Source organism: Psychromonas sp., from assembly GCF_041586535.1.
GTDB lineage: Bacteria > Pseudomonadota > Gammaproteobacteria > Enterobacterales > Psychromonadaceae > Psychromonas.
This window is the reverse complement of record NZ_JBFGZY010000020.1, coordinates 14,983-35,828: the sequence shown is the minus strand read 5'-3', so window position 1 is coordinate 35,828 and position 20,846 is coordinate 14,983. Positions and strand designations below refer to the sequence as shown.

General features: G+C 44.1%; 16 protein-coding genes and 1 riboswitch. Of the genes, 8 read left to right on the top strand and 8 right to left on the bottom strand.

Going from position 1 to position 20,846, the window contains the following annotated elements; translation table 11 throughout:
- Positions 1-388: 388 nt before the first annotated feature.
- From ilvD to ABZA00_RS03940, 8 genes are all read right to left on the bottom strand, one after another.
- A complete protein-coding gene (gene ilvD / locus ABZA00_RS03975) occupies positions 389-2,227 on the bottom strand; it encodes a dihydroxy-acid dehydratase (protein WP_372880849.1) in 1,839 nt (612 codons plus the stop codon).
- A gap of 148 nt (positions 2,228-2,375) precedes the next feature.
- Entirely contained in the window at positions 2,376-2,633 is a 258-nt protein-coding gene (gene ilvM / locus ABZA00_RS03970) for an acetolactate synthase 2 small subunit (protein ID WP_372880848.1), read from the bottom strand.
- Positions 2,630-4,276, bottom strand: coding sequence for an acetolactate synthase 2 catalytic subunit (ilvG, locus tag ABZA00_RS03965; RefSeq protein WP_372880847.1), 1,647 nt, complete (start codon positions 4,274-4,276; stop codon positions 2,630-2,632). The genes ilvM and ilvG overlap by 4 nt, the downstream gene beginning before the upstream one ends.
- Before the next feature lie 289 nt (positions 4,277-4,565).
- Complete coding sequence (locus ABZA00_RS03960) at positions 4,566-5,168, bottom strand: peroxiredoxin C (RefSeq protein ID WP_372880846.1); 603 nt, start codon at positions 5,166-5,168, stop codon at positions 4,566-4,568.
- Between the two features lie 231 nt (positions 5,169-5,399).
- Positions 5,400-6,242 (bottom strand): 1,4-dihydroxy-2-naphthoyl-CoA synthase, encoded by an 843-nt coding sequence (menB, locus tag ABZA00_RS03955; RefSeq protein WP_372880845.1) that lies wholly within the window; start codon positions 6,240-6,242, stop codon positions 5,400-5,402.
- Between the two features lie 145 nt (positions 6,243-6,387).
- On the bottom strand, positions 6,388-7,185 hold the full coding sequence (gene menH, locus ABZA00_RS03950) for a 2-succinyl-6-hydroxy-2,4-cyclohexadiene-1-carboxylate synthase (protein ID WP_372880844.1): 798 nt from the start codon (positions 7,183-7,185) through the stop codon (positions 6,388-6,390).
- Positions 7,172-8,917 (bottom strand): 2-succinyl-5-enolpyruvyl-6-hydroxy-3-cyclohexene-1-carboxylic-acid synthase, encoded by a 1,746-nt coding sequence (gene menD, locus ABZA00_RS03945; RefSeq protein ID WP_372880843.1) that lies wholly within the window; start codon positions 8,915-8,917, stop codon positions 7,172-7,174. The genes menH and menD overlap by 14 nt, the downstream gene beginning before the upstream one ends.
- Before the next feature lie 13 nt (positions 8,918-8,930).
- Entirely contained in the window at positions 8,931-10,229 is a 1,299-nt protein-coding gene (locus ABZA00_RS03940; protein WP_372880842.1) for an isochorismate synthase MenF, read from the bottom strand.
- A gap of 103 nt (positions 10,230-10,332) precedes the next feature.
- On the opposite strand from ABZA00_RS03940, the gene menA reads away from it, so the two are divergent.
- From menA to thiH, 8 genes are all read left to right on the top strand, one after another.
- Positions 10,333-11,256, top strand: a complete 924-nt coding sequence (gene menA, locus ABZA00_RS03935) for a 1,4-dihydroxy-2-naphthoate octaprenyltransferase (protein ID WP_372880841.1) — start codon at positions 10,333-10,335, stop codon at positions 11,254-11,256.
- 222 nt (positions 11,257-11,478) lie between these two features.
- Entirely contained in the window at positions 11,479-13,572 is a 2,094-nt protein-coding gene (gene fusA, locus ABZA00_RS03930) for an elongation factor G (RefSeq protein ID WP_372880840.1), read from the top strand.
- Positions 13,573-13,967: 395 nt separating this feature from the next.
- Positions 13,968-14,093: riboswitch (TPP riboswitch) on the top strand.
- 77 nt (positions 14,094-14,170) lie between these two features.
- Positions 14,171-16,159, top strand: coding sequence for a phosphomethylpyrimidine synthase ThiC (thiC, locus tag ABZA00_RS03925; protein WP_372880839.1), 1,989 nt, complete (start codon positions 14,171-14,173; stop codon positions 16,157-16,159).
- A 75-nt stretch (positions 16,160-16,234) separates the two neighbouring features.
- A complete protein-coding gene (gene thiE, locus ABZA00_RS03920) occupies positions 16,235-17,758 on the top strand; it encodes a thiamine phosphate synthase (RefSeq protein WP_372880838.1) in 1,524 nt (507 codons plus the stop codon).
- 199 nt (positions 17,759-17,957) lie between these two features.
- Positions 17,958-18,701 (top strand): ThiF family adenylyltransferase, encoded by a 744-nt coding sequence (locus ABZA00_RS03915; RefSeq protein WP_372880837.1) that lies wholly within the window; start codon positions 17,958-17,960, stop codon positions 18,699-18,701.
- 5 nt (positions 18,702-18,706) lie between these two features.
- Positions 18,707-18,907: a sulfur carrier protein ThiS gene (thiS, locus tag ABZA00_RS03910; RefSeq protein ID WP_372880836.1), complete on the top strand. Its 201-nt coding sequence runs from the start codon at positions 18,707-18,709 to the stop codon at positions 18,905-18,907.
- A gap of 6 nt (positions 18,908-18,913) precedes the next feature.
- Positions 18,914-19,711: a thiazole synthase gene (locus ABZA00_RS03905; RefSeq protein ID WP_372880835.1), complete on the top strand. Its 798-nt coding sequence runs from the start codon at positions 18,914-18,916 to the stop codon at positions 19,709-19,711.
- Positions 19,712-19,718: 7 nt separating this feature from the next.
- A complete protein-coding gene (gene thiH, locus ABZA00_RS03900) occupies positions 19,719-20,837 on the top strand; it encodes a 2-iminoacetate synthase ThiH (protein ID WP_372880834.1) in 1,119 nt (372 codons plus the stop codon).
- The last annotated feature ends 9 nt before the right edge of the window (positions 20,838-20,846 follow it).

The window sequence follows — 20,846 nt, the reverse complement described above, 5'->3', positions numbered from 1 at the left end:
GTTTTAGTCTTTGTTATTGATTTGATTCAGAACGTCCTGTTCTTCACCACTTTGTGGCCAGCTAAAGCTGTTCAAAATCGTTCCATACTATTTTGTGTAATTAGAACAACTAGTTACTGCAATCAATGCCTTGCTTTCATCCATTTTTCCTACGCCTAAATAGATCACCTAATTAACGGAATTGGTATAATAGCAATTTGGAGCAATAGCAGCTCTACCTTGTTGGTTAACATCAGGAATAACAATGTTGTTTTTAAATACACACCGGCTATTGCTCTGACAAACGCCTTGCTCTCCATTATCTAGCTTCTGCTCACTCCGACAATAAAAAAAGCCGCTTGATAGACCAATCAAGCGGCTTTTTAAATGTTTTTGTCGGCTGTCGGCTTTATTTCAGTTTGCTCAGATCGCGTACAGCACCTTTATCGGCAGAAGTCGCCATTGAAGCGTAAACCTTCAGTGCCGTTGAAATGTAGCGTTCACGATCGACCGGTTTCCAGCCATGAGCGTCCATTGCAACACGACGTTCAGCTAACACTTCTTCAGATACTTTCAAGTCCATTGCCCGTGATGGAATGTTGATATCGATAATATCACCATTTTCAATCAGACCAATCACACCACCGGCAGCCGCTTCAGGTGAAACGTGACCGATTGACAGACCAGAGGTACCGCCGGAGAAGCGACCATCGGTAATTAAGGCGCATTTTTTACCCAGCCCCATCGACTTCAGGTAACTGGTCGGGTAAAGCATCTCCTGCATACCCGGGCCACCCTGTGGGCCTTCATAGCGAATAACAACAACATCACCTTCAACCACGTCACCACCCAAAATAGCGGCTACCGCATCATCCTGACTTTCGTATATTTTAGCCGGTCCGGTAAATGTCAGGTTATCATCATCGACACCCGCTGTTTTAACCACTGCACCGTCAACGGCCATATTACCAAATAACACGGCAAGACCACCTTCGCTGCTAAATGCATGATCTATGGAGCGGATACAACCAGCTGCGCGGTCATTATCTACTGTGTCCCAGCGGCAAGACTGGCTAAAGGCTTGTACAGTACGGATACCGGCTGGTCCAGCACGATAAAAATCAATGATTTTTGGATCGCTGGTTTGCATTATATCGTATTTTGCCAATTGCTCTTTCATGGTCGGGCTAAGGATAGTTGGAATATCGCTATTTAATAAACCGGCTCTGTCTAATTCGCCTAAAATAGCCATCACACCGCCGGCGCGATGCACATCTTCCATATGATATAAAGGTGTGGAAGGGGCAACTTTACACAGTTGAGGAATTCGGCGGGACATCTCATCCATATCAGCAACGGTGTAGTCTAGCTCGGCTTCCTGCGCGCAGGCTAACAGGTGCAAAATCGTATTGGTTGAACCACCCATGGCGATATCAAGTGCCATGGCATTTTCAAAAGCTTCTCTACAGGCAATTGAACGTGGTAAAACGGAATAATCATCCTGTTCGTAATGACGTTTAGTTATCTCAACAATGCGTTTACCCGCGTCTAAGAACAGTTGCTCACGGTCTGCATGGGTGGCCAGCATTGAACCGTTACCCGGTAAAGAAAGACCTAAGGCTTCGGTTAAACAGTTCATGGAGTTTGCGGTAAACATGCCCGAGCAGGAGCCGCATGTCGGGCAGGCACTGCGCTCTACTTTGGCAAGATCTTCATCGGAAACATCTTTATCCGGTCCCATGACCATTGCATCAACTAAATCCAGTTTGATCAGTTGATCTGACAGTTTGGTTTTACCCGCTTCCATTGGCCCGCCGGAAACAAAAATAACCGGAATATTCAGGCGCAGTGACGCCATTAACATTCCCGGAGTTATTTTGTCACAGTTGGAGATACAAACGATCGCATCAGCACAGTGCGCATTGACCATATATTCGATTGAATCAGCAATCAAATCACGAGAAGGCAGGCTGTATAACATACCTGAATGACCCATCGCGATACCATCATCAATGGCAATGGTATTGAACTCTTTGGCGATACCACCGGCAGCTTCAACGGCACCGGCAACGAGTTGTCCCATATCTTTTAAGTGCACGTGGCCGGGGACAAATTGGGTAAATGAGTTGGCGATGGCAATAATTGGTTTGCCGAAATCATCATCTTTTACGCCCGTTGCACGCCATAATGCACGAGCACCGGCCATATTACGGCCATGAGTTGATGTTTTTGAACGATACTGTGGCATTTTAATTCCTTTTTTTGATAACTAGCGGCTGTTCATTACTACATTGCTTAGAAGATCTTTAAGTGAGAGCGCAAACAGCTTGTTAATTAAGTACATTTTAACAGCGTTAACCTTAACTGATTTTCACAGAAAAGGTAACTTGAATAAGTTACGCGCTTTCTTTGGCCGGCTGTGCCTGCCCCAATACCGCAACCTGGGTAATACCAAATATTTTTTCAATTTGTTTACTTAATAAGCTCACCGGGCGTTCGCCGGTTACGGTCACGGTAACATGCAGTAATTTGTGGTTTTCAGTGCTTTCCGCATTTATTTTCTGGGTGTAAAAACCGCGATGGCGGATAACACGTAATAAACGCTCCAATAATTCAGGACTATTCTCTCCTTGAATTATCATTAAATATTTCATTCTACACTCTCCATCATATGGTTATTTGCCGCACCTGGCGGTACCAGCGGCCACACATTCTCAGCTTCTGAAATAGATACGTGTAACAAGTAAGCACCTTCACTGTTCAGTAATCTGGTTAATGCATCCTGGATCTGATCTTTTGTCTCAACGGTTTCACCGGGAATGTCAAAAGCACTGGCTAAGGTAACAAAGTCCGGGTTGTCGGTTAAAATAGTTTCGCTGTAGCGACCATCAAAAAACAGTTGTTGCCATTGGCGTACCATACCCAGGCGCTGATTATCAATCAGTACGATTTTAATCGGTAGTTTTTGGCGTTTAATGGTACCCAGCTCCTGCACATTCATCATAAAGGAGCCATCGCCAGAAACGGCTATCACCATATTATCAGGCCGAGCCAGCTGCGCGCCGACCGCCGCCGGGATACCAAAACCCATTGTTCCCAAACCGGAGCTGGAAATATGATTCTCGGGGCGATCCACAAACATATGCTGCGCAACCCACATTTGATGCTGTCCTACGTCAGTGCATATTATCGTATCCGCCGGTTTCATTTCGGCAAGTTGTTTAAGCAGGGCGGGAGCGAAAATAGCGCTGCCGGGATGATCATAACGATTGGCAAAATCCATTTTCATTTTTGTCACGTGGGTTTGCCAGCTCAAAATCTGTGTTTTGGTTTTAAGGGCGGGTAAAACTAATTTTAAATCATCATTCATCGCCAGCTCGACAACCCGCAGTTTATCAATTTCAGCGGCGTCGACATCAAGGTGAATAACTTTTGCACCGGGAGCAAATTCATCCAGCTTTCCGGTAACCCGATCGTCAAAGCGAGCGCCGATTGCAATCAGCAGATCACACTCCTGAATGGCGAAGTTAGCCGCTTTACTGCCATGCATTCCCACCATCCCGAGAAAATAAGAGGTATCATGGGGAATACAGCCGATACCTTTTAAGGTACACACACTGGGAATTTTAACGCTATTAAGAAAGTCACGTAACTCTGTGACCGCATCGGCCATGCCAACCCCACCGCCCACATAGACAAGGGGTTTTGTGGCGGACTGAATCATGCTCAGAGCCTGCTCTACTAAATTTTTATCTAATGCTTTTTTGTCGATATTACTTTGGGTCAACGCATGGATAACAGCATCACCCAGTTGAATGTCCTTGGGGATATCAATTAAAACCGGGCCGGGGCGTCCCGATTGAGCAATCTCAAAAGCTTGTTCAATAACCGGCCCCAGTTGCTCTGCGCTGCGCACCATAAAACTATGTTTGGTGCAGGCTAAGGATAGCCCGAGTACGTCAACTTCCTGAAAAGCATCGGTACCAATCAAATGACTGGCCACTTGCCCGGTGATGGCAACAACGGGTATAGAGTCTAATAATGCATCGGCTAATCCTGTTATCAGGTTTGTTGCGCCTGGTCCGGAGGTGGCGATGCAAACCCCGGTTTTTCCTGTTGCGCGTGCATAACCGATAGCGGCCATTACAGCACCTTGCTCATGACGGCATAAAAGGTGTTCAACGCCGCCGTCGTAGAGTGCGTCATATAGGGGCATAATTGCCCCGCCCGGATAACCAAAGACTTGCGTGATATTCTGCTGCTTTAATGCTTGGACGACAAAGTTGGCACCATTCATTACTGTTTTCCTGAATTAAGTGGATACTTATCGTTCTTTTGTTTTAAGAGGAATAAATCAAAATAAGCAATGAGTAAAAATTTTAGGGTGCGTCTTTATAACAAATAACGCTCTTTTCCTCAACTATTGTTAACCGTTGACGATGCAATAACGTCGCAGAGAATAAAGTCTCTTAAACTAAGCGATGAACATTATAAAAACAGATAAATGATGGGGAAATTTTTACAGCGGATATAAAAACGGCTTCAATAGAGAAGCCGTTTTTTGTATGATTTACAATCTGAAAAGATTACAGATCGTCATTGTGCTCTGCTAAGTATTTAGCAACACCTTCCGGAGAAGCGTCCATAGCGGCTTTATCTTTAGCCCATTGAGCAGGACAAACTTCACCGTGCTCTTCATGGAACTGAAGTGCATCAACCATACGTAACATTTCATCAATGTTACGGCCAAGTGGTAGATCATTTACTACCTGATGACGAACTACACCATTTTTGTCGATTAGGAAAGAACCACGTAGTGCAACGCCTGCCTCTTCCAGTTCAACATCGTATGCTTTACAAATTTCATGTTTAACATCAGCAACCAGCGGGTATTGAACTGCGCCGATACCACCATCGTTGATTGCAGTGTTGCGCCATGCGTTATGTGTAAATTGTGAATCGATTGAAACACCAATTACTTCAACACCACGTGCCTGGAATTCACCAAAACGTTTGTCGAATGCGATTAACTCAGAAGGGCATACAAACGTAAAATCAAGAGGGTAGAAAAAGATCACTGTTTCTTTGCCGTTAGAGAAGTCTTTCAGGTTAAAGCTATCAACGATTTCGCCATTACCTAACACTGCTGCAGCTGTAAAATCAGGAGCTTGTTTGCCTACTAATACCATGAGTTATTCCTTTTAAATAAATTAAAAAAAGTGTTTTAACACGCTGTTTATCTCCAATAGCATGCGCCAAATCAGAACAATTATCGAATTGTTTATTTCAATCAATTCGATAGGCATAGGCTATCAATTAACTTAATTGTCCAAAAAACTAAAATATATTGCCTTTATTGAACGCTTAAATAGTTTGGACTATATCCGGAGCAATGCAGCCCTATATATTGTTTGCAACAATTAAGGATTGCGGCCAAACTTTGAAAAATCAGGTTTACGCTTTTCATTAAAGGCATTGCGACCTTCCTGACCTTCTTCACTCATATAAAAAAGCATGGTGGCATTGCCGGCTAGCTCCTGTAATCCTGCCTGACCATCGCAATCTGCATTTAATGCTGCTTTTAAACAACGCAGTGCCATCGGGCTATTCTGCAAAATCTCGCGGCACCATTTAACGGTCTCTTTTTCCAAATCGGCAAGTGCAACTACTGTGTTAACCAGGCCCATATCAAGGGCTTCCTGAGCATCATACATGCGGCATAAAAACCAGATTTCGCGGGCTTTTTTCTGGCCAACGATACGTGCCATATAACTGGCACCCCAACCGCCGTCAAAAGAGCCGACTTTAGGACCTGTCTGACCGAATTTTGCATTCTCAGCGGCGATGGTCAGATCACACATCATATGTAAAACATGGCCGCCACCCACAGCGTATCCGGCGACCATGGCAATAACAGGTTTTGGACAGGTGCGGATCTGGCGCTGAAAATCCAAAACATTGAGATGGTGGCCGCCTTCTTCATCCTTGTAACCTGAATCCCCGCGAACGCTTTGATCACCACCGGAGCAAAAAGCCAGGCGCCCCTGACCGGTAAGAATAATCACTCCGATGCTGTTGTCATAACGGGCATCATTTAATGCCTGCATCATTTCGTTAACCGTCTGCGGGCGAAAAGCGTTACGGACCTGCGGTCGGTTAATAGTGATTTTGGCAATGCCATCGGCTTTGTGATAAAGAATATCACTGAATTGCAAGTCGCTTTTTTCCCATAAAATTGGTGCGTAAAAATCTTTTTCAGGCATATTTTTCTCTTATTTTTATTAGCTAAGGATCGACTTCAAAATTACTTGCGCTTTTGTTTTCAAAATAAGCAGTCATTTTAGGCTTTTTGGAAACAATTTAGAGCAGGTTATTGTGTAACGATTCCTAAAAGGTCGTTGTTAAAAATTATTTACCAAAGTGTTCTTTGATAAAGCGTGCATATTGCTGAGGATGCTGCTGGTGAATATTATGTCCGCTTCCTTTAAATTCAGTCAATTGGACATTCGAAAAATCGGCCAGTGTATGGCTGAGATTTTTAAATTTTTTGTCTTTTTCACCGAAGCAGTAATACACGGGTAATGGTTTTTTTTGTGCCGCATTCTGCTGCAGAAAAGGCAAGGCACTGGTCTGCTTGGCAAGGCTGGTTGAAAGCAGCGTATTTGCCAGGCAGACCCCATAATTGTGACTGCGTTTATCGATTACCCGATTTTTTTGTGCACGGGAGAGATCGTCAAATATATCCTGCTCGTACCATTCGTATAAGCTCTGCAGCACGCTTTGTGTGGCGAAACGTCTTGCCCAGTCAAGATCATAAGCAAAACGGGTCTGTTTTTCATCCTCTGCTGTATAACCGGTATGGCAGGACTCTAAGACCAGTGCTTTTAAGTTGTTATCCTGCTGGGTACGCGCGTAATCAAGTGCAATGCGCCCGCCGAGAGAGTAACCGATAAGAACATACTGTTTTACCTGTAGCTCTTGCAATATATCTTTGATTAAAGCATGGGTTGTTTCAAAGCCGCGATCCAGAGGAGTTGAGATGGCCACCGAACCGCCGTGGCCAGGCAGATCTATACAGATACAGTAGAAATCGTCTTCAAGGTAGGCGATTGTTTCAGACCAATCATGATGATTACCTAAAAAACCATGTAAAAAGACCAAAGCGGGAGATTGGGGATCTCCCTGCGTCTGATTATAAAGTGGCATGTTTTACCTGCTCTTTGAGTTGTTCAAGTTGTTTACTAGTTTGGTCGTTTTTTACACAAACCTCAATTAAAGAGAGGCGCTTTTGTAATGATTTTTGATAATTATCTATAAACTCATCCAGTTTAGCCGGCTCATAATAATCAATTGAAAATTGTCTGCAGGTATCTGCAAAAGTCAAACCATGGGGTAACTGGTAATAATCTTGTTTTTGCTGCTTTGGTACGGGCAGCATATTAAAGATCGCACCACCATCATTATTAAACAGAATAATCACAAAGGGAGCGTTAAGCTGTTTTAATAAGGCCAGTGAATTTAAATCGTAAAGAAAAGAGGTATCACCTATTAACAGGGTCGTTGCACCTGCATAAGACTTTGCGATACCCGCTGCGGTTGCTACCAGGCCATCAATGCCGCTTGCGCCGCGATTAGTAAAAGGCAAAGCTGCATTTTTAATAAATAACAGATCCGCCAGCCGCACCGGCATACTGTTGCCGATAAAGACAGGGGCATCGGCAGGCAGGAGTTTATCTAAAGCTGCAGTGACGGCCATTTCACTGAGCTGCTCAGTGGCTAAGAACGGGGTAATTATCTGTTCTCTTATAGCCGCACTGTGTTTTTTAAGCGATTGCAGCCAGTTGCTGCTAATCGCCGGCGTATTATGGTTAAGGCTTTTAATCCATTGAGTTGCCGAGCAGACATACCTTTTTCTTAACTGATGCGCCGGATCGATGCGATTATCTGCGGGGCTGACCAAAACATACTCGCCGGTAAATGTTTCAATGAATTGGGTTAAGCGTTTGCAGATAATTTGATCACCAAACTGGACAATCAGATCCGCCTGCTGCAGGTTTTTGTTGAATTTATCATCGACCAATAATAAATCATAATAATGGAGTTGCTGGTCATTATTGGTTAATGCGGATTGCAGATCCGCTAACAAAGGATAATTATTTACTCTGGCAAACTCCGCTATTGCCCCGCATTGATCTTTGCCCGGTACTCTTCCGGCAATCACAATCACTTTTTTAGCAGCCAGCTGGATCCCGGGATCTGCCAACAAGTGACGGGGTTGATGAAAATAGCGGGTAAAGGGGTGTTTATCTTTCAGCCATTGTTCGAGCGGTTGCAAATAGGATAAATAATTCACCAAAGTTGCTTGCGGGTAGAGCGGCTCTGCAAAAGCGATGTTGAAATGAATCGGCGCAGGACTCTGCTGCTGTTTCTGTAACCCCTGGTTAAGGGTGGTAAGCAGGTAGTTGGGTTTTATGCTGGTGGTTGCACTCGGGAGCTGCGCAAAAAAAACCGGATAGTGAGAAAAAATACGAAACTGGTCAATGGCCTGATTAGCGCCGCAATCGATCAGCTCAAGCGGTCTGTCAGCAGAAAGCACGATCAGGGAAATTCCGCTTTGTTTTGCCTCAATAACCGCAGGATAAAGGTTAGCAACGGCGCTGCCCGAAGTAGTAATAACCACCACAGGTTTGCGGCTGTATAAACTTAGCCCCAAGGCGAAAAAACCTAAACCGCGTTCATCAAAATGGACATGCGTATTAACCTGTTTATGGTTGGCTGCCGCTAAGGTTAAAGGAGTTGAACGGGACCCGGGAGCGATGCAAAAATCAACGATGCCGTTACGGACTAACTCTTCAATTATCAGTGAAGCCCATAGCAGGTTGATATTGGCATATTTATGGGCAAATGAAGAGGGCTCTTCAGGTAATGTCGTTAGCATTTGTTCCCTTTGATTACATAGATAAAATATCTAAAATAGTATGAATTTTATTTTCCAGCTCCTGCCATTCCTGATCTGCGATGGAGCCGGTGACAATGCCTGCACCGGCAAACAGTTTAATGGAATTATCAGAGAGCAGTGCGCTACGGATAGCAACACTAAAATCACTTTTGTCGGTGCGCAGGTAACCGACAGTCCCTGCATACCAGCCGCGGTTATAAGGCTCTTTATCGTGAATAAACTGCAAAGCAGGCAGTTTCGGGGTGCCGCCCACCGCAGGCGTCGGGTGTAATTTATATAAAAGATCCGCATCACTGGTCTGGGTGGTTAATTCGGCATTGATAGCAACGCATAAGTGCTGGACGTGCTGCAGCTGCATAACATGAGGATCGGCGCATACCACCTCGGCTTTCAAACGTTTCAGGTTAGAGACAATAAATTCCTGTACTAAGTAGTTTTCCCGATCAATTTTTTTATCACTTAACAAACTTTGCTGCAGCATCAGATCTTCACGCTGATCTCTGCCCCGGTTAACCGTACCTGCCAATGCTTCGGTTTGAAGGGTGTTTTTATCCCGCGAAAAAAGCCGTTCCGGTGAGCAGCCGATAAAAGCATATTTTTTCGAAAACTGAAATACAAAATGAAAACTATTGAGGTTCGCCGCCTGCCATTGCTCAATCAACGTCCACGGGTTAACTTTTTCTTCCAAAATAAGCTCGGTTTGGCGTGACAGAACAACTTTAGGTATTAACGCTTTATATTCAATAGCTAATTCAACCAGCTCTGCCCACTGAGCCTGATTCGGAGTATCCTGGCGGGAAAGAATGTGGTTTTTGGCGCTTTTTTTCGGGGGGCAAAGCTGCAGGCGGTTCAACAATAACAAGCTGTCTTCAATACTATTGCTGCCGTTAAAATGGCAGGTCAGGGTAAGCTGTTGCCCCTCTGATTTAAACTCCAGTGCCGGGCGGATAAAACGGATCGCCGGAAAATCTTCCCACTGCGGCCCCTGCTGTTGAAAAGCTAAGCCGCCAAAGTAACAAGCTTGAGGTGTGGGCTGAGGGATATGTAAACATTCGTCGATTGCGCCAAAGCAGGCAATGGTCTGCAGATGCGCTTTATCCTGCCAGTAAATGCACGGATAAACAGCAACAGGGTTCGATGATTGCCCCTTTAATAAACTCATTAAATCAAAGTGAGCCAGCGGAATAACCAGATTAAATGTTGGTTTCGCACCCTGTTGTCCCGCAAATGCTTGTAATTCTTCGCGAATAAAATTGATCATCAATTTAAAATTATGCTCAGCAGTTAACATCGGCTCGTTATATATTTATAGGTTGAGGTTTGTTAATGTATCGCGATTAACGCATGATTCATAGAGGATCTGTGCATAACTAAAATTAATTAGGACAATTCAAATGAGTAAGGTTTCAGTTTGGTTAAGTGCGTTGCGTTTGCGTACCCTACCACTCGCCGCTGCTTCAATTATCTTAGGGGCTGGTTTAGCCACTCGCGCACAAATTTTTGATCTGCTTATTTTTGGCTTATCGCTGAGTACTGCTTTGTTATTACAGATCTTATCTAATCTTGCCAATGACTATGGTGATGCCATTAGCGGCGCCGACAATGCGCAGCGTGTCGGTCCGCTACGCGCAATGCAGACAGGGACTATCACACCGGGCAGTATGAAAGTTGCCATTATTTTAGCGACGTTGTTAGTGTTAATATCGGGGATCAGTTTGCTGGTCGCTGCATTAGGCGATAATTTAACCAGCTGGTTGGTCTTTTTATTACTCGGGCTGTTGGCGATTATTGCTGCGATAACTTATACCATGGGCAAATTACCCTATGGTTACAAAGCGCTGGGCGATTTGGCTGTTTTTCTGTTTTTTGGCTTTTTAGGTGTACTCGGTAGTTATTATCTTTACGGTTTAAGTTTCTCCTGGACTTTGCTGCTGCCTGCAACCTGTGTCGGACTTTTATCTTCTGCAGTTTTAAATATTAACAATATGCGTGATGTATATACCGATAAGGAAAGCCAAAAAACTACCCTGGCAGTGTTATGGGGGCGGAAAAATGCCTTTACCTATCACCTGTTTCTTATCGGCGGAGCATTCATATGTGCCGTTTGTTACTTGAGTCTGCTTGAGAATGTGCGCATCTGGCAATTTGTTTTTTTACTGAGTTTCATCCCGTTAATCAAAAGTTGTCTGGCCTTAAAAGACGCAATTTTTAAGGATCTGCGTGATGGTCGAATATTTAACACTGAGCTTAAAAATACGGCGTTATCAACTTTTGTTTTTAGCCTGCTGTTTGCTTTGGTGTTAATTGCGAGCAGTTGAGTTTGTTTTTCTCTTCTCTCAAAATTTAAAAAATCAGATAAGTTTGCTTATAATTCATATTTTTTATCAGATCCGGACTGTTTTTTAAAAATCAACTAAAAAAATGGCTAAAAAAACAACATATTTTGTTTTTTTTATGAATTCTGTGTTCTGTTTAATGCTAATACTTGTATAATGCCGCCGGAATATTGGTTTCAATTTTTTACATATAGAGTATAAAAAATGACAGATTTAAGTAAATACAGAAATATTGGTATTTTCGCCCACGTTGATGCGGGTAAAACTACCACCACCGAGCGTATCCTGAAACTTACCGGTCAAATTCATAAAACAGGTGAAGTACATGACGGTGAGTCTACAACTGACTTCATGGAACAGGAAGCTGAGCGCGGTATTACTATCCAATCTGCAGCGGTAAGTTGTTTCTGGAAAGATCACCGTATGAACGTTATCGATACTCCTGGACACGTTGACTTCACAGTAGAAGTTTACCGTTCACTTAAAGTATTAGATGGCGGTATCGGTGTATTCTGTGGTTCTGGTGGTGTTGAGCCTCAATCAGAAACTAACTGGCGTTATGCGAATGACTCAGAAGTAGCACGTATTATTTTCGTAAACAAATTAGACCGTATGGGTGCTGATTTCTACCGTGTTGTTAAGCAGACTAAAGACGTTCTGGCTGCTAACCCATTAGTAATGGTATTACCAATCGGTATCGAAGACGAATTCTGTGGTGTTGTTGATCTGCTTACACGTAAAGCATACATCTGGGATGACTCTGGTCTTCCTGAAAACTACGAAATCACAGATGTCCCAGCGGATATGGTTGATCAAGTTGAAGAGTACCGTGAAATGCTGGTTGAAACTGCTGTTGAGCAGGACGATGACCTGATGGAAGCGTACATGGAAGGTGAAGAGCCGACTGTTGAACAGCTTAAAGCATGTATCCGTAAAGGTACACGTACTATGGACTTCTTCCCGACTTACTGTGGTTCTGCATTCAAAAATAAAGGCGTACAAAACGTTCTTGACGCAGTTGTTGACTACCTACCATCACCAACTGAAGTTGATCCGCAACCGCTAACAGATGAAGAAGGCGAGCCTACTGGTCGTGAAGCAATTGTTTCTGCAGATGAAACATTTAAAGCGTTAGCATTCAAAATTATGGATGACCGTTTTGGTGCACTGACCTTCGTACGTATCTATTCAGGTAAACTGAAAAAAGGTGATACGATTCTTAATGCTGCAACAGGTAAAACTGAGCGTGTTGGCCGTATGGTTGAGATGCAGGCAGATGACCGTAAAGAGTTAACATCAGCACAAGCGGGTGACATCATCGCTATCGTGGGTATGAAAACTAACGTTCAGACTGGTCACACATTATGTGATCCAAAAGATCCAATCATTCTGGAAGCGATGGTATTCCCTGAGCCGGTAATCTCTATCTCTGTTAAACCAAAAGATAAAGGTTCAACTGAGAAAATGGGTATTGCTATCGGTAAAATGGTTGCAGAAGATCCTACGTTCCGTGTTGAAACTGATGAAGATTCAGGCGAAACAATCCTATCTGGTATGGGTGAGCTTCACTTAGATATCAAAGTAGATATCCTTAAACGTACATACGGCGTTGACCTGGTTGTTGGTGAACCTCAAGTTGCTTACCGTGAAACTATCACGCAAGCGATTGAAGATAGCTACACGCATAAGAAACAATCTGGTGGTTCAGGTCAGTTCGGTAAAATCGATTACCGCGTTAAGCCTGGTGAACCTGGTACTGGTTTTGTGTTCAAATCAACTGTTGTTGGTGGTAACGTACCTAAAGAGTTCTTCCCTGCTATTGAGAAAGGCTTCAAGAGCATGATGGATACTGGTGTACTAGCTGGTTTCCCTGTATTAGACGTTGAAGTTGAACTTTATGATGGTGGTTTCCACGCCGTGGATTCATCTGCAGTAGCATTTGAATTAGCTGCTCGTGGTGCATTCCGTCAGTCTATCCCTAAAGCGGGTGCGCAACTTCTTGAGCCAATCATGGCTGTAGACGTGTTTACTCCTGACGACCACGTTGGTGATGTAATCGGTGACCTTAACCGTCGTCGCGGCATGATCTCTGGCCAGGAAGCAGGCGCAACTGGTGTGCGTATTAAAGCTGACGTACCACTTTCAGAAATGTTCGGTTACATCGGTTCTCTACGTACAATGACATCTGGCCGTGGTCAGTTCTCTATGGAGTTCAAACACTACATGCCTTGCCCGAACTCGGTAGCAGAAGGTGTTATCGAAAAAGTTAAAGCTGAAAAAGCAGCAGCTAAGAAATAATATTTCTTAATTAGCTTTAAAGCGTTTAAGCCCTTGTTATGAAAGTAGCAGGGGCTTTTTTTGTTTTGGGGCGCGGACTTCAGTCCGCATGTTTTCAGGTAGACTGAAGTCTACGTCCCCGAGAAAGGCGTTGCAGAAGCAGTAATTGAAAAAGTTAAAGCTGAAAAAGCAGCAGCTAAGAAATAATTTCTTTTAATTAAGAAAATATTTAAAGCTTATAAGCCCTTGTTATGCAAATAGCAGGGGCTTTTTTGTTTTGGGGCGCGGACTTCAGTCCGCATTTTTAACTTTTTTGCTAATAAATTATTCAGCGTGTTAGGCAAGGTTAGCCATACTAAATTGCTCAAGTTTTTGACTGAACCTGTTTAAGTTTGATCTCTTTTCTTCTATACTGCTGGCTCTTGTCGGAGAGCCTTAGGGCTGAGACCACTGATATAAGCAAAATGCCTTATATCTTTCATGTGGGATCCGTGGAACCTGATTGGGGTAATACCTGCGTAGGGAACAAGCATAAAGAAATCGATCTGTTTTCTTTACACTTTCCACTGAATTTCGACAAGCACTCTCACTACCCAACTTATTTAAGGTAAAGATTGCTATGTCTAATCAAGTAAACTCGAATTTAAAAACCACCAGCCGTAAAGGTTTATCTCGTAGAGCAGCCCGCCAAGCCGCGCAAGATTATATCCAAAATTTAAATAACGAATCCTACCCAAATTCTGAAAAAATCTTTATCAATGGTGAAATCCATCCGATTAAAGTGGCGATGCGCCAAATCCATCAAACGGATACCTTCGTGGGTGGCACTGAAGAAAATCCTGTTTATGAAAAAAATGAACCGATCCCAGTTTACGATGCGTCGGGCCCTTATACGGATCCAAATACTAAAATAGATGTTCATGCGGGTTTACCCCGTTTACGTCAAAGCTGGATTGAAGCACGTGATGATGTTGAAGAGCTAACAACAGTAAGCTCTGATTTTGCGCAAGAGCGTCTTTCTGATGAGTCGTTAGATGATTTACGTTTTGCTAACTTACCTAAACCATTACAAGCAAAAGCAGGTAAATGTGTCACGCAAATGCATTATGCTCGCCAGGGTATCATTACCCCTGAAATGGAATACATTGCGATCCGTGAAAACCAAGGTCGTGACCGCGTAAAATGTGAAGCATTACATTTCCAACACGCGGGTCATAGTTTCGGGGCTAATTTACAAGAATCGATCACCCCTGAATTTGTCCGGAAAGAAGTAGCAGAAGGGCGTGCAATTATCCCTGCTAACATTAATCACCCAGAACTTGAGCCGATGATCATTGGCCGTAACTTTTTAGTTAAAGTGAATTCTAATATTGGTAACTCATCAGTGAGTTCTTCAATTGAAGAAGAAGTAGAGAAGTTGGTGTGGTCAACTTTGTGGGGCGGTGACACGGTAATGGATCTGTCTACGGGCCGTAATATTCATGAAACCCGTGAATGGATCCTGCGTAATTCACCGGTGCCAATCGGTACCGTGCCAATCTATCAGGCGCTGGAAAAAGTAAATGGAGTTGCTGAGAACCTGACCTGGGAAGTTTTCCGCGATACCTTAATTGAACAAGCTGAGCAGGGGGTGGATTATTTCACTATTCACGCCGGTGTGTTATTACGTTTTGTGCCAATGACGGCTAAACGTGTGACGGGTATTGTTTCGCGTGGTGGTTCAATCATGGCTAAATGGTGTTTATCACATCATAAAGAAAACTTTGCTTATGAGTACTTCCGTGAAATTTGTGAAATTTGTCAGCAGTACGACGTATCGTTATCACTAGGAGACGGTTTACGTCCTGGCTCAATTGCAGATGCCAACGATCAGGCACAATTCGCAGAATTGGAAATCTTAGGTGAACTGACTAAAGTTGCCTGGGAATACGATGTTCAAGTTATGATCGAAGGCCCTGGTCACGTGCCAATGCAAATGATCAAAGAAAATATGGATAAGCAACTTGAAGATTGCTTCGAAGCGCCGTTCTATACATTAGGCCCACTGACAACGGATATTGCACCTGGATATGACCATATTACTTCTGGTATCGGTGCTGCACAAATCGGTTGGTACGGCTGTGCCATGTTATGTTACGTAACACCAAAAGAGCATCTTGGTTTACCTAATAAAGACGATGTGAAAGTAGGTCTAATCACTTATAAATTGGCTGCCCATGCCGCTGACTTAGCGAAGGGCCATCCTGGTGCGCAAATCCGTGATAATGCCTTATCAAAATCACGTTTTGAATTCCGCTGGGAAGATCAGTTTAACCTTGGTTTAGATCCTGTTACTGCGCGTGAATATCACGATGAAACCTTGCCGCAAGAGTCAGGCAAAGTGGCGCATTTCTGTTCAATGTGCGGGCCAAAATTCTGCTCAATGAAAATTACCCAGGATGTGCGTGATTTTGCCAAGCAGTTAGAAGACGGTGAAATCTCTATTAAGTTATTAGATGAAACCGTTGTTATGAACGCAGAGCAAGGCATGGCGGCAAAAGCCAGAGAGTTTAATGATTCTGGTGCTGAGATATATCAGCCCGCTGCTTTACAAACCGATAAGGTTTAATATGAGTCATAATATTACTTGGACCATTGTAGTTTCTGATTACAGTGGCGGTGCGGGGATTCGGGTGGTGTTAATATGAATCATATCGTTTGGACGATTGCTGGTTCTGATTGTAGTGGTGGTGCGGGGATCCAGGCGGATCTGCATACCTTTAAGGCATTAGGCGCTGATGGTTGTTGCGTGATCAGCGCTGTCACGGCACAAAACTCAGTGGCTGTGAGTTTGGTTGAAAGTGTCTCCGAACAGATGTTCAGCGAGCAGTTAACCTCTCTTGCGGCAGATATGCCGGCCAGGGTGATTAAAATTGGTTTAATCGCCAGTATTAAGCATGTGCAAATTCTCGCTGAAAAGTTGCTGGAGTTTAAACAGACCTGGGCTGTGCCGCCTTTTGTTATTTACGATCCGGTGGCAGTTGCATCAACGGGTGATAATATGGCCGAAGAGGGTATTATTGCGGTCATTAAAACTGACTTATTACCCTGCATTGATCTATTAACACCCAATGCCAATGAAGTGCTGGCCCTATCTGGCCATGCTTTAATTAGTGGTGAATCATTAAAACCTGCCGCCGAAAAGTTAATCTCTATGGGCTGTCAAAGCGTCTTGATTAAAGGCGGGCATTTTCCGCTTGTGGATAAAATAGCCCTTGATTACTGGACCGATGGACAACGTGAAATCGCCTTAAGCAGTGAACGCTTAACGGGTGTGCATAGCCACGGAACGGGGTGCACCTTAGCCAGCGCAATTGCTGCCTGCATCGCCTTGGATTATTTTATTGAAGATGCATTAGTAATTGCTAAAGCCTATTTAAATCAAGGCTTAAAAGCCAGCAAACAGCTGGGTAAAGGCGAAGGTGCGATAGCTCATTTAGGCTGGCCAAGCAATAAAAGTGATTTTCCGGAAGTGGTCTTGCCGGAGTCACAAATTGGTTATGAGTTAGATCTGCAGGGAACTTTGGAAGCCGGCCCGGGGTTTGTCTCATGTGATACTTTGAACTTGGGTTTATATCCTGTTTTAGACAGTGTCGAATGGCTAGAAAAAGTTTTAAAATTGGGTGTCAAAACCCTGCAGCTACGCATCAAAGACAAACAACCGCAGCAAGTTGAGCAGCAGATTATCGAGGCAATAGCACTTGGTAAAAAATACCATGCGCGTTTGTTTATCAATGATTACTGGCAGCTCGCAGTCAAGCATCAGGCTTACGGCGTGCATCTCGGCCAGGAAGATATGGATATTGCGGATCTGCCTATGATAGCGGATGCCGGGCTGCGTTTAGGACTCAGTACCCACGGTTATTATGAGATATTACGGGCGCAGCAGCTTAAACCCAGTTATATCGCGCTGGGACATATCTTTCCCACCAAAACCAAGGATATGCCATCGGATCCGCAGGGCTTAGAGCGTTTGCAGAAATATGCTGCCTTGCTTGAAGGGACCCCAACCGTTGCAATTGGCGGTATTAACCTTGAGCGTGCCGCTGCCGTTTGGCAAACTGGCGTCGGCAGCATTGCCGTGGTGACGGCAATAACCCATGCACAAGATCCAAAAGCAGTTATCGAAGCCTTTAACCAGATATTGCAGGAATCAGGCTCTGCATAGTGCAATGTTTTTTGGGGCGTGGGGCGAATTAAACGGCAGTTTAGTGTTATGAGCGGATAAGCTCTGCGCATCCTGTCTTTAGCCCAGCTCTTTTAGAGTTCTTGTTTTTCTTATGTGGGCTGAAGCCCACGCCTCCTTGTATTTGCATAATCAAGAAAGTGAATTGTGCTTATTCAGGTTTAATGTATTAAGGTAAACCATGTTAACCGATGCTGAAATATTACGTTATAGCCGCCACCTTTTATTGGAAGAAGTCGGGGAGTCGGGGCAACTCGCTCTAAAATCTGCCAAAGTGCTGATCATCGGTATGGGAGGGTTAGGCTCTCCCGCTGCTTTGTATCTGGCGGCGGCGGGGGTAGGAACAATTGTTTTATCTGATTTTGACCATTTAGAGGTGAGCAATCTGCAACGGCAAATCGCCTACCAGAGTTGTGATACCGGTGCTCCCAAAGTGACCTTAATGAAAAAACGCCTGGAAGCACTTAACCCGGAAATACGGGTGCGCAGTATTAAGAACAAAATGGATGAATCACAACTTGCAATGGAGTTGCTGCTCGCTGATTTAGTTTTAGACTGTACCGACAATATGGCCAGCCGACAGATGATTAACCAGGCCTGTGTGCAGGCGAAAAGACCGTTAATTGTCGGTGCTGCCATTCGTCTGGAAGGGCAATTGATGTTTTTTGATCATAGTCTCCCCGATTCAGCCTGTTATCACTGTTTATTCCCAAATAATGAAGAGCAGGTGCTCAATTGCAGTAACTCCGGCGTGCTTGGTCCGGTAGTCGGCACGATTGGCACACTGCAGGCGCTGGAGGCAATTAAGTATCTTACCGGTCTACCTTCCGGTATTAAGAATAAATTAAAACTTTTCGATGCTAAAACGCTGGAGTGGCAAACCTTTGCCATTAATAAAGACCCTAAATGTCAGGTATGTGGATAAATTCAATGAATATATTTGTAAATGATCAGCTAATCATAGTTCCCGCGTTATGTAATATTGAACAGCTATTACAACAGTTAGAAAGCCCTCTAAAAGGCAGCGCAGTTGCAGTCAATCAACAGATCATCAGCCGTTCAACATGGACTGAAGTCACGCTTAATGAAGGTGATCAGATTTCGCTTTTTCAAGCCATAGCAGGAGGCTAGTAATAGATGTTATACAATAAAATGCTCAGCAGTGATCAATTGGTGATTGCGGATAAAACCTTCACTTCACGGCTATTTACCGGAACAGGTAAATTTAATGATCAGACAACCATGGTTGCCGCACTCAAAGCATCTCAGTCAGAGTTAGTGACCATGGCGTTAAAGCGCGTAAATATGCAGCATAAAGATGATGATATTCTTGCGCCGTTAATTAAACAGGGGATGAATTTACTGCCCAATACTTCCGGTGCCCGCAATGCTAAAGAGGCGGTATTTGCTGCGCAATTAGCGCGGGAAGCTCTGCAGACTAACTGGGTGAAATTAGAAATTCATCCCGATCCTAAGTACCTGTTACCGGATCCGATTGAAACATTAAAAGCAGCGGAAGCCTTAGCCAATGATGGTTTTGTGGTATTGCCCTATGTGCATGCCGACCCGGTTTTATGTAAACATTTAGAAGCGGCGGGTTGTGCGGCGGTGATGCCCTTAGGCGCGCCGATTGGTTCTAATAAAGGTCTGAAAACCATCGATTTTTTGGAGATCATTATTGAGCAGGCAAATATCCCGGTGATTGTCGATGCTGGTATTGGCAGTCCTTCACATGCAGCTCTGGCCATGGAGATGGGCGCTGATGCAGTATTGGTTAATACTGCTATGGCCGTTGCCGGGGATCCGGTGGCGATGAGTGAAGCTTTTGCCAAGGCAGTGCAGGCGGGGCGACAGGCGTACCTTTCCGGTCTGGCGGGGCAGGCCAATCATGCGGTTGCATCCAGCCCGTTGACCGCATTTTTACAGTCGGAGTAGGTAAGTGATGAGTTTTAGTGAGCAGATAAAGAATTATCAATGGGATGATGTACGCCTTTCAATTTACAGTAAAAATGCGCATGATGTGCAACGCGCTTTATCTAAATCGCGTTTAGATTTAGAAGACTTTAAAGCCTTGATCTCCCCCGCTGCAGAGCCTTTTTTGGAACAGATGGCACAAAAGTCGCAACAACTCACTCAACAGCGTTTTGGTAAAACCATGCAGTTTTATATTCCGCTCTATCTGTCCAATATGTGCAGTAATATCTGCACCTATTGTGGTTTTTCAATGCACAATGCCATTCGCCGTACCACTCTGGATATGGAGCAGATTGAACAGGAGTGTTTAGCCATTCAAAAGATGGGCTTTGCACATATTTTACTGGTTACCGGGGAATCTGAGCGTAAGGTCGGTGTCGAGTATTTTAAGCAGGCGCTACCTATCATTAAAAAATATTTCGCGCATATCTCGATTGAAGTGCAGCCGCTGGAACAGCACGAATATGAAGAGTTGATAGATTATGGTGTCGATGCGGTGTTGGTGTATCAGGAAACATATAATCCGCTCACCTATGCACAGCATCATTTGAAAGGAAAAAAATCAGATTTTAACTATCGTCTGGATACCCATGATAGACTCGGCAAAGCGGGTATGCATAAAATGGGCTTGGGCTGTTTAATTGGCCTGGAAGAGTGGCGCACCGATTGTTTTTACGTGGCTGCTCATTTAAATTATTTAGAGAAAAGATACTGGCAGAGCCATTATACGATATCCTTTCCGCGGCTGCGTCCCTGTGCGGGTGGTATGGAAATAAAATCGGTAATGGACGATAAACAATTAGTGCAGCTGATTTGCGCTTACCGTTTATTTAACCCTGAGGTGGAATTATCACTTTCAACCCGGGAATCGGAGCATTTTCGTAATCATGTTTTACCCTTGGGTATTACCTCCTTAAGTGCGGCATCGAGTACGCAACCAGGCGGTTATGCCGAAACATCAGTAAAAGCCCTGGAGCAGTTTGAAATATCCGATGAAAGAAGCCCTAACGAGATGGCTAAAATAATTAAATCACATGGTTACGAGACTGTCTGGAAAGGCTGGGACCATAGCCTGACGGGGAAATAATTATAATTA

Bases quoted from the DNA above. Each gene is read 5' to 3' on its own strand.
- ilvG (WP_372880847.1), bottom strand. From the start codon at position 4,276: ATGAATGGTGCCAACTTTGTCGTCCAAGCATTAAAGCAGCAGAATATC.
- ABZA00_RS03915 (WP_372880837.1), top strand. From the start codon at position 17,958: ATGTTAACCGATGCTGAAATATTACGTTATAGCCGCCACCTTTTATTG.
- fusA (WP_372880840.1), top strand. From the start codon at position 11,479: ATGACAGATTTAAGTAAATACAGAAATATTGGTATTTTCGCCCACGTT.
- menA (WP_372880841.1), top strand. From the start codon at position 10,333: ATGAGTAAGGTTTCAGTTTGGTTAAGTGCGTTGCGTTTGCGTACCCTA.
- menD (WP_372880843.1), bottom strand. From the start codon at position 8,917: ATGCTAACGACATTACCTGAAGAGCCCTCTTCATTTGCCCATAAATAT.
- thiC (WP_372880839.1), top strand. From the start codon at position 14,171: ATGTCTAATCAAGTAAACTCGAATTTAAAAACCACCAGCCGTAAAGGT.
- ABZA00_RS03905 (WP_372880835.1), top strand. From the start codon at position 18,914: ATGTTATACAATAAAATGCTCAGCAGTGATCAATTGGTGATTGCGGAT.
- menH (WP_372880844.1), bottom strand. From the start codon at position 7,185: ATGCCACTTTATAATCAGACGCAGGGAGATCCCCAATCTCCCGCTTTG.
- ilvM (WP_372880848.1), bottom strand. From the start codon at position 2,633: ATGAAATATTTAATGATAATTCAAGGAGAGAATAGTCCTGAATTATTG.
- ABZA00_RS03960 (WP_372880846.1), bottom strand. From the start codon at position 5,168: ATGGTATTAGTAGGCAAACAAGCTCCTGATTTTACAGCTGCAGCAGTG.
- ilvD (WP_372880849.1), bottom strand. From the start codon at position 2,227: ATGCCACAGTATCGTTCAAAAACATCAACTCATGGCCGTAATATGGCC.
- thiS (WP_372880836.1), top strand. From the start codon at position 18,707: ATGAATATATTTGTAAATGATCAGCTAATCATAGTTCCCGCGTTATGT.
- ABZA00_RS03940 (WP_372880842.1), bottom strand. From the start codon at position 10,229: ATGTTAACTGCTGAGCATAATTTTAAATTGATGATCAATTTTATTCGC.
- thiH (WP_372880834.1), top strand. From the start codon at position 19,719: ATGAGTTTTAGTGAGCAGATAAAGAATTATCAATGGGATGATGTACGC.
- thiE (WP_372880838.1), top strand. From the start codon at position 16,235: ATGAATCATATCGTTTGGACGATTGCTGGTTCTGATTGTAGTGGTGGT.
- menB (WP_372880845.1), bottom strand. From the start codon at position 6,242: ATGCCTGAAAAAGATTTTTACGCACCAATTTTATGGGAAAAAAGCGAC.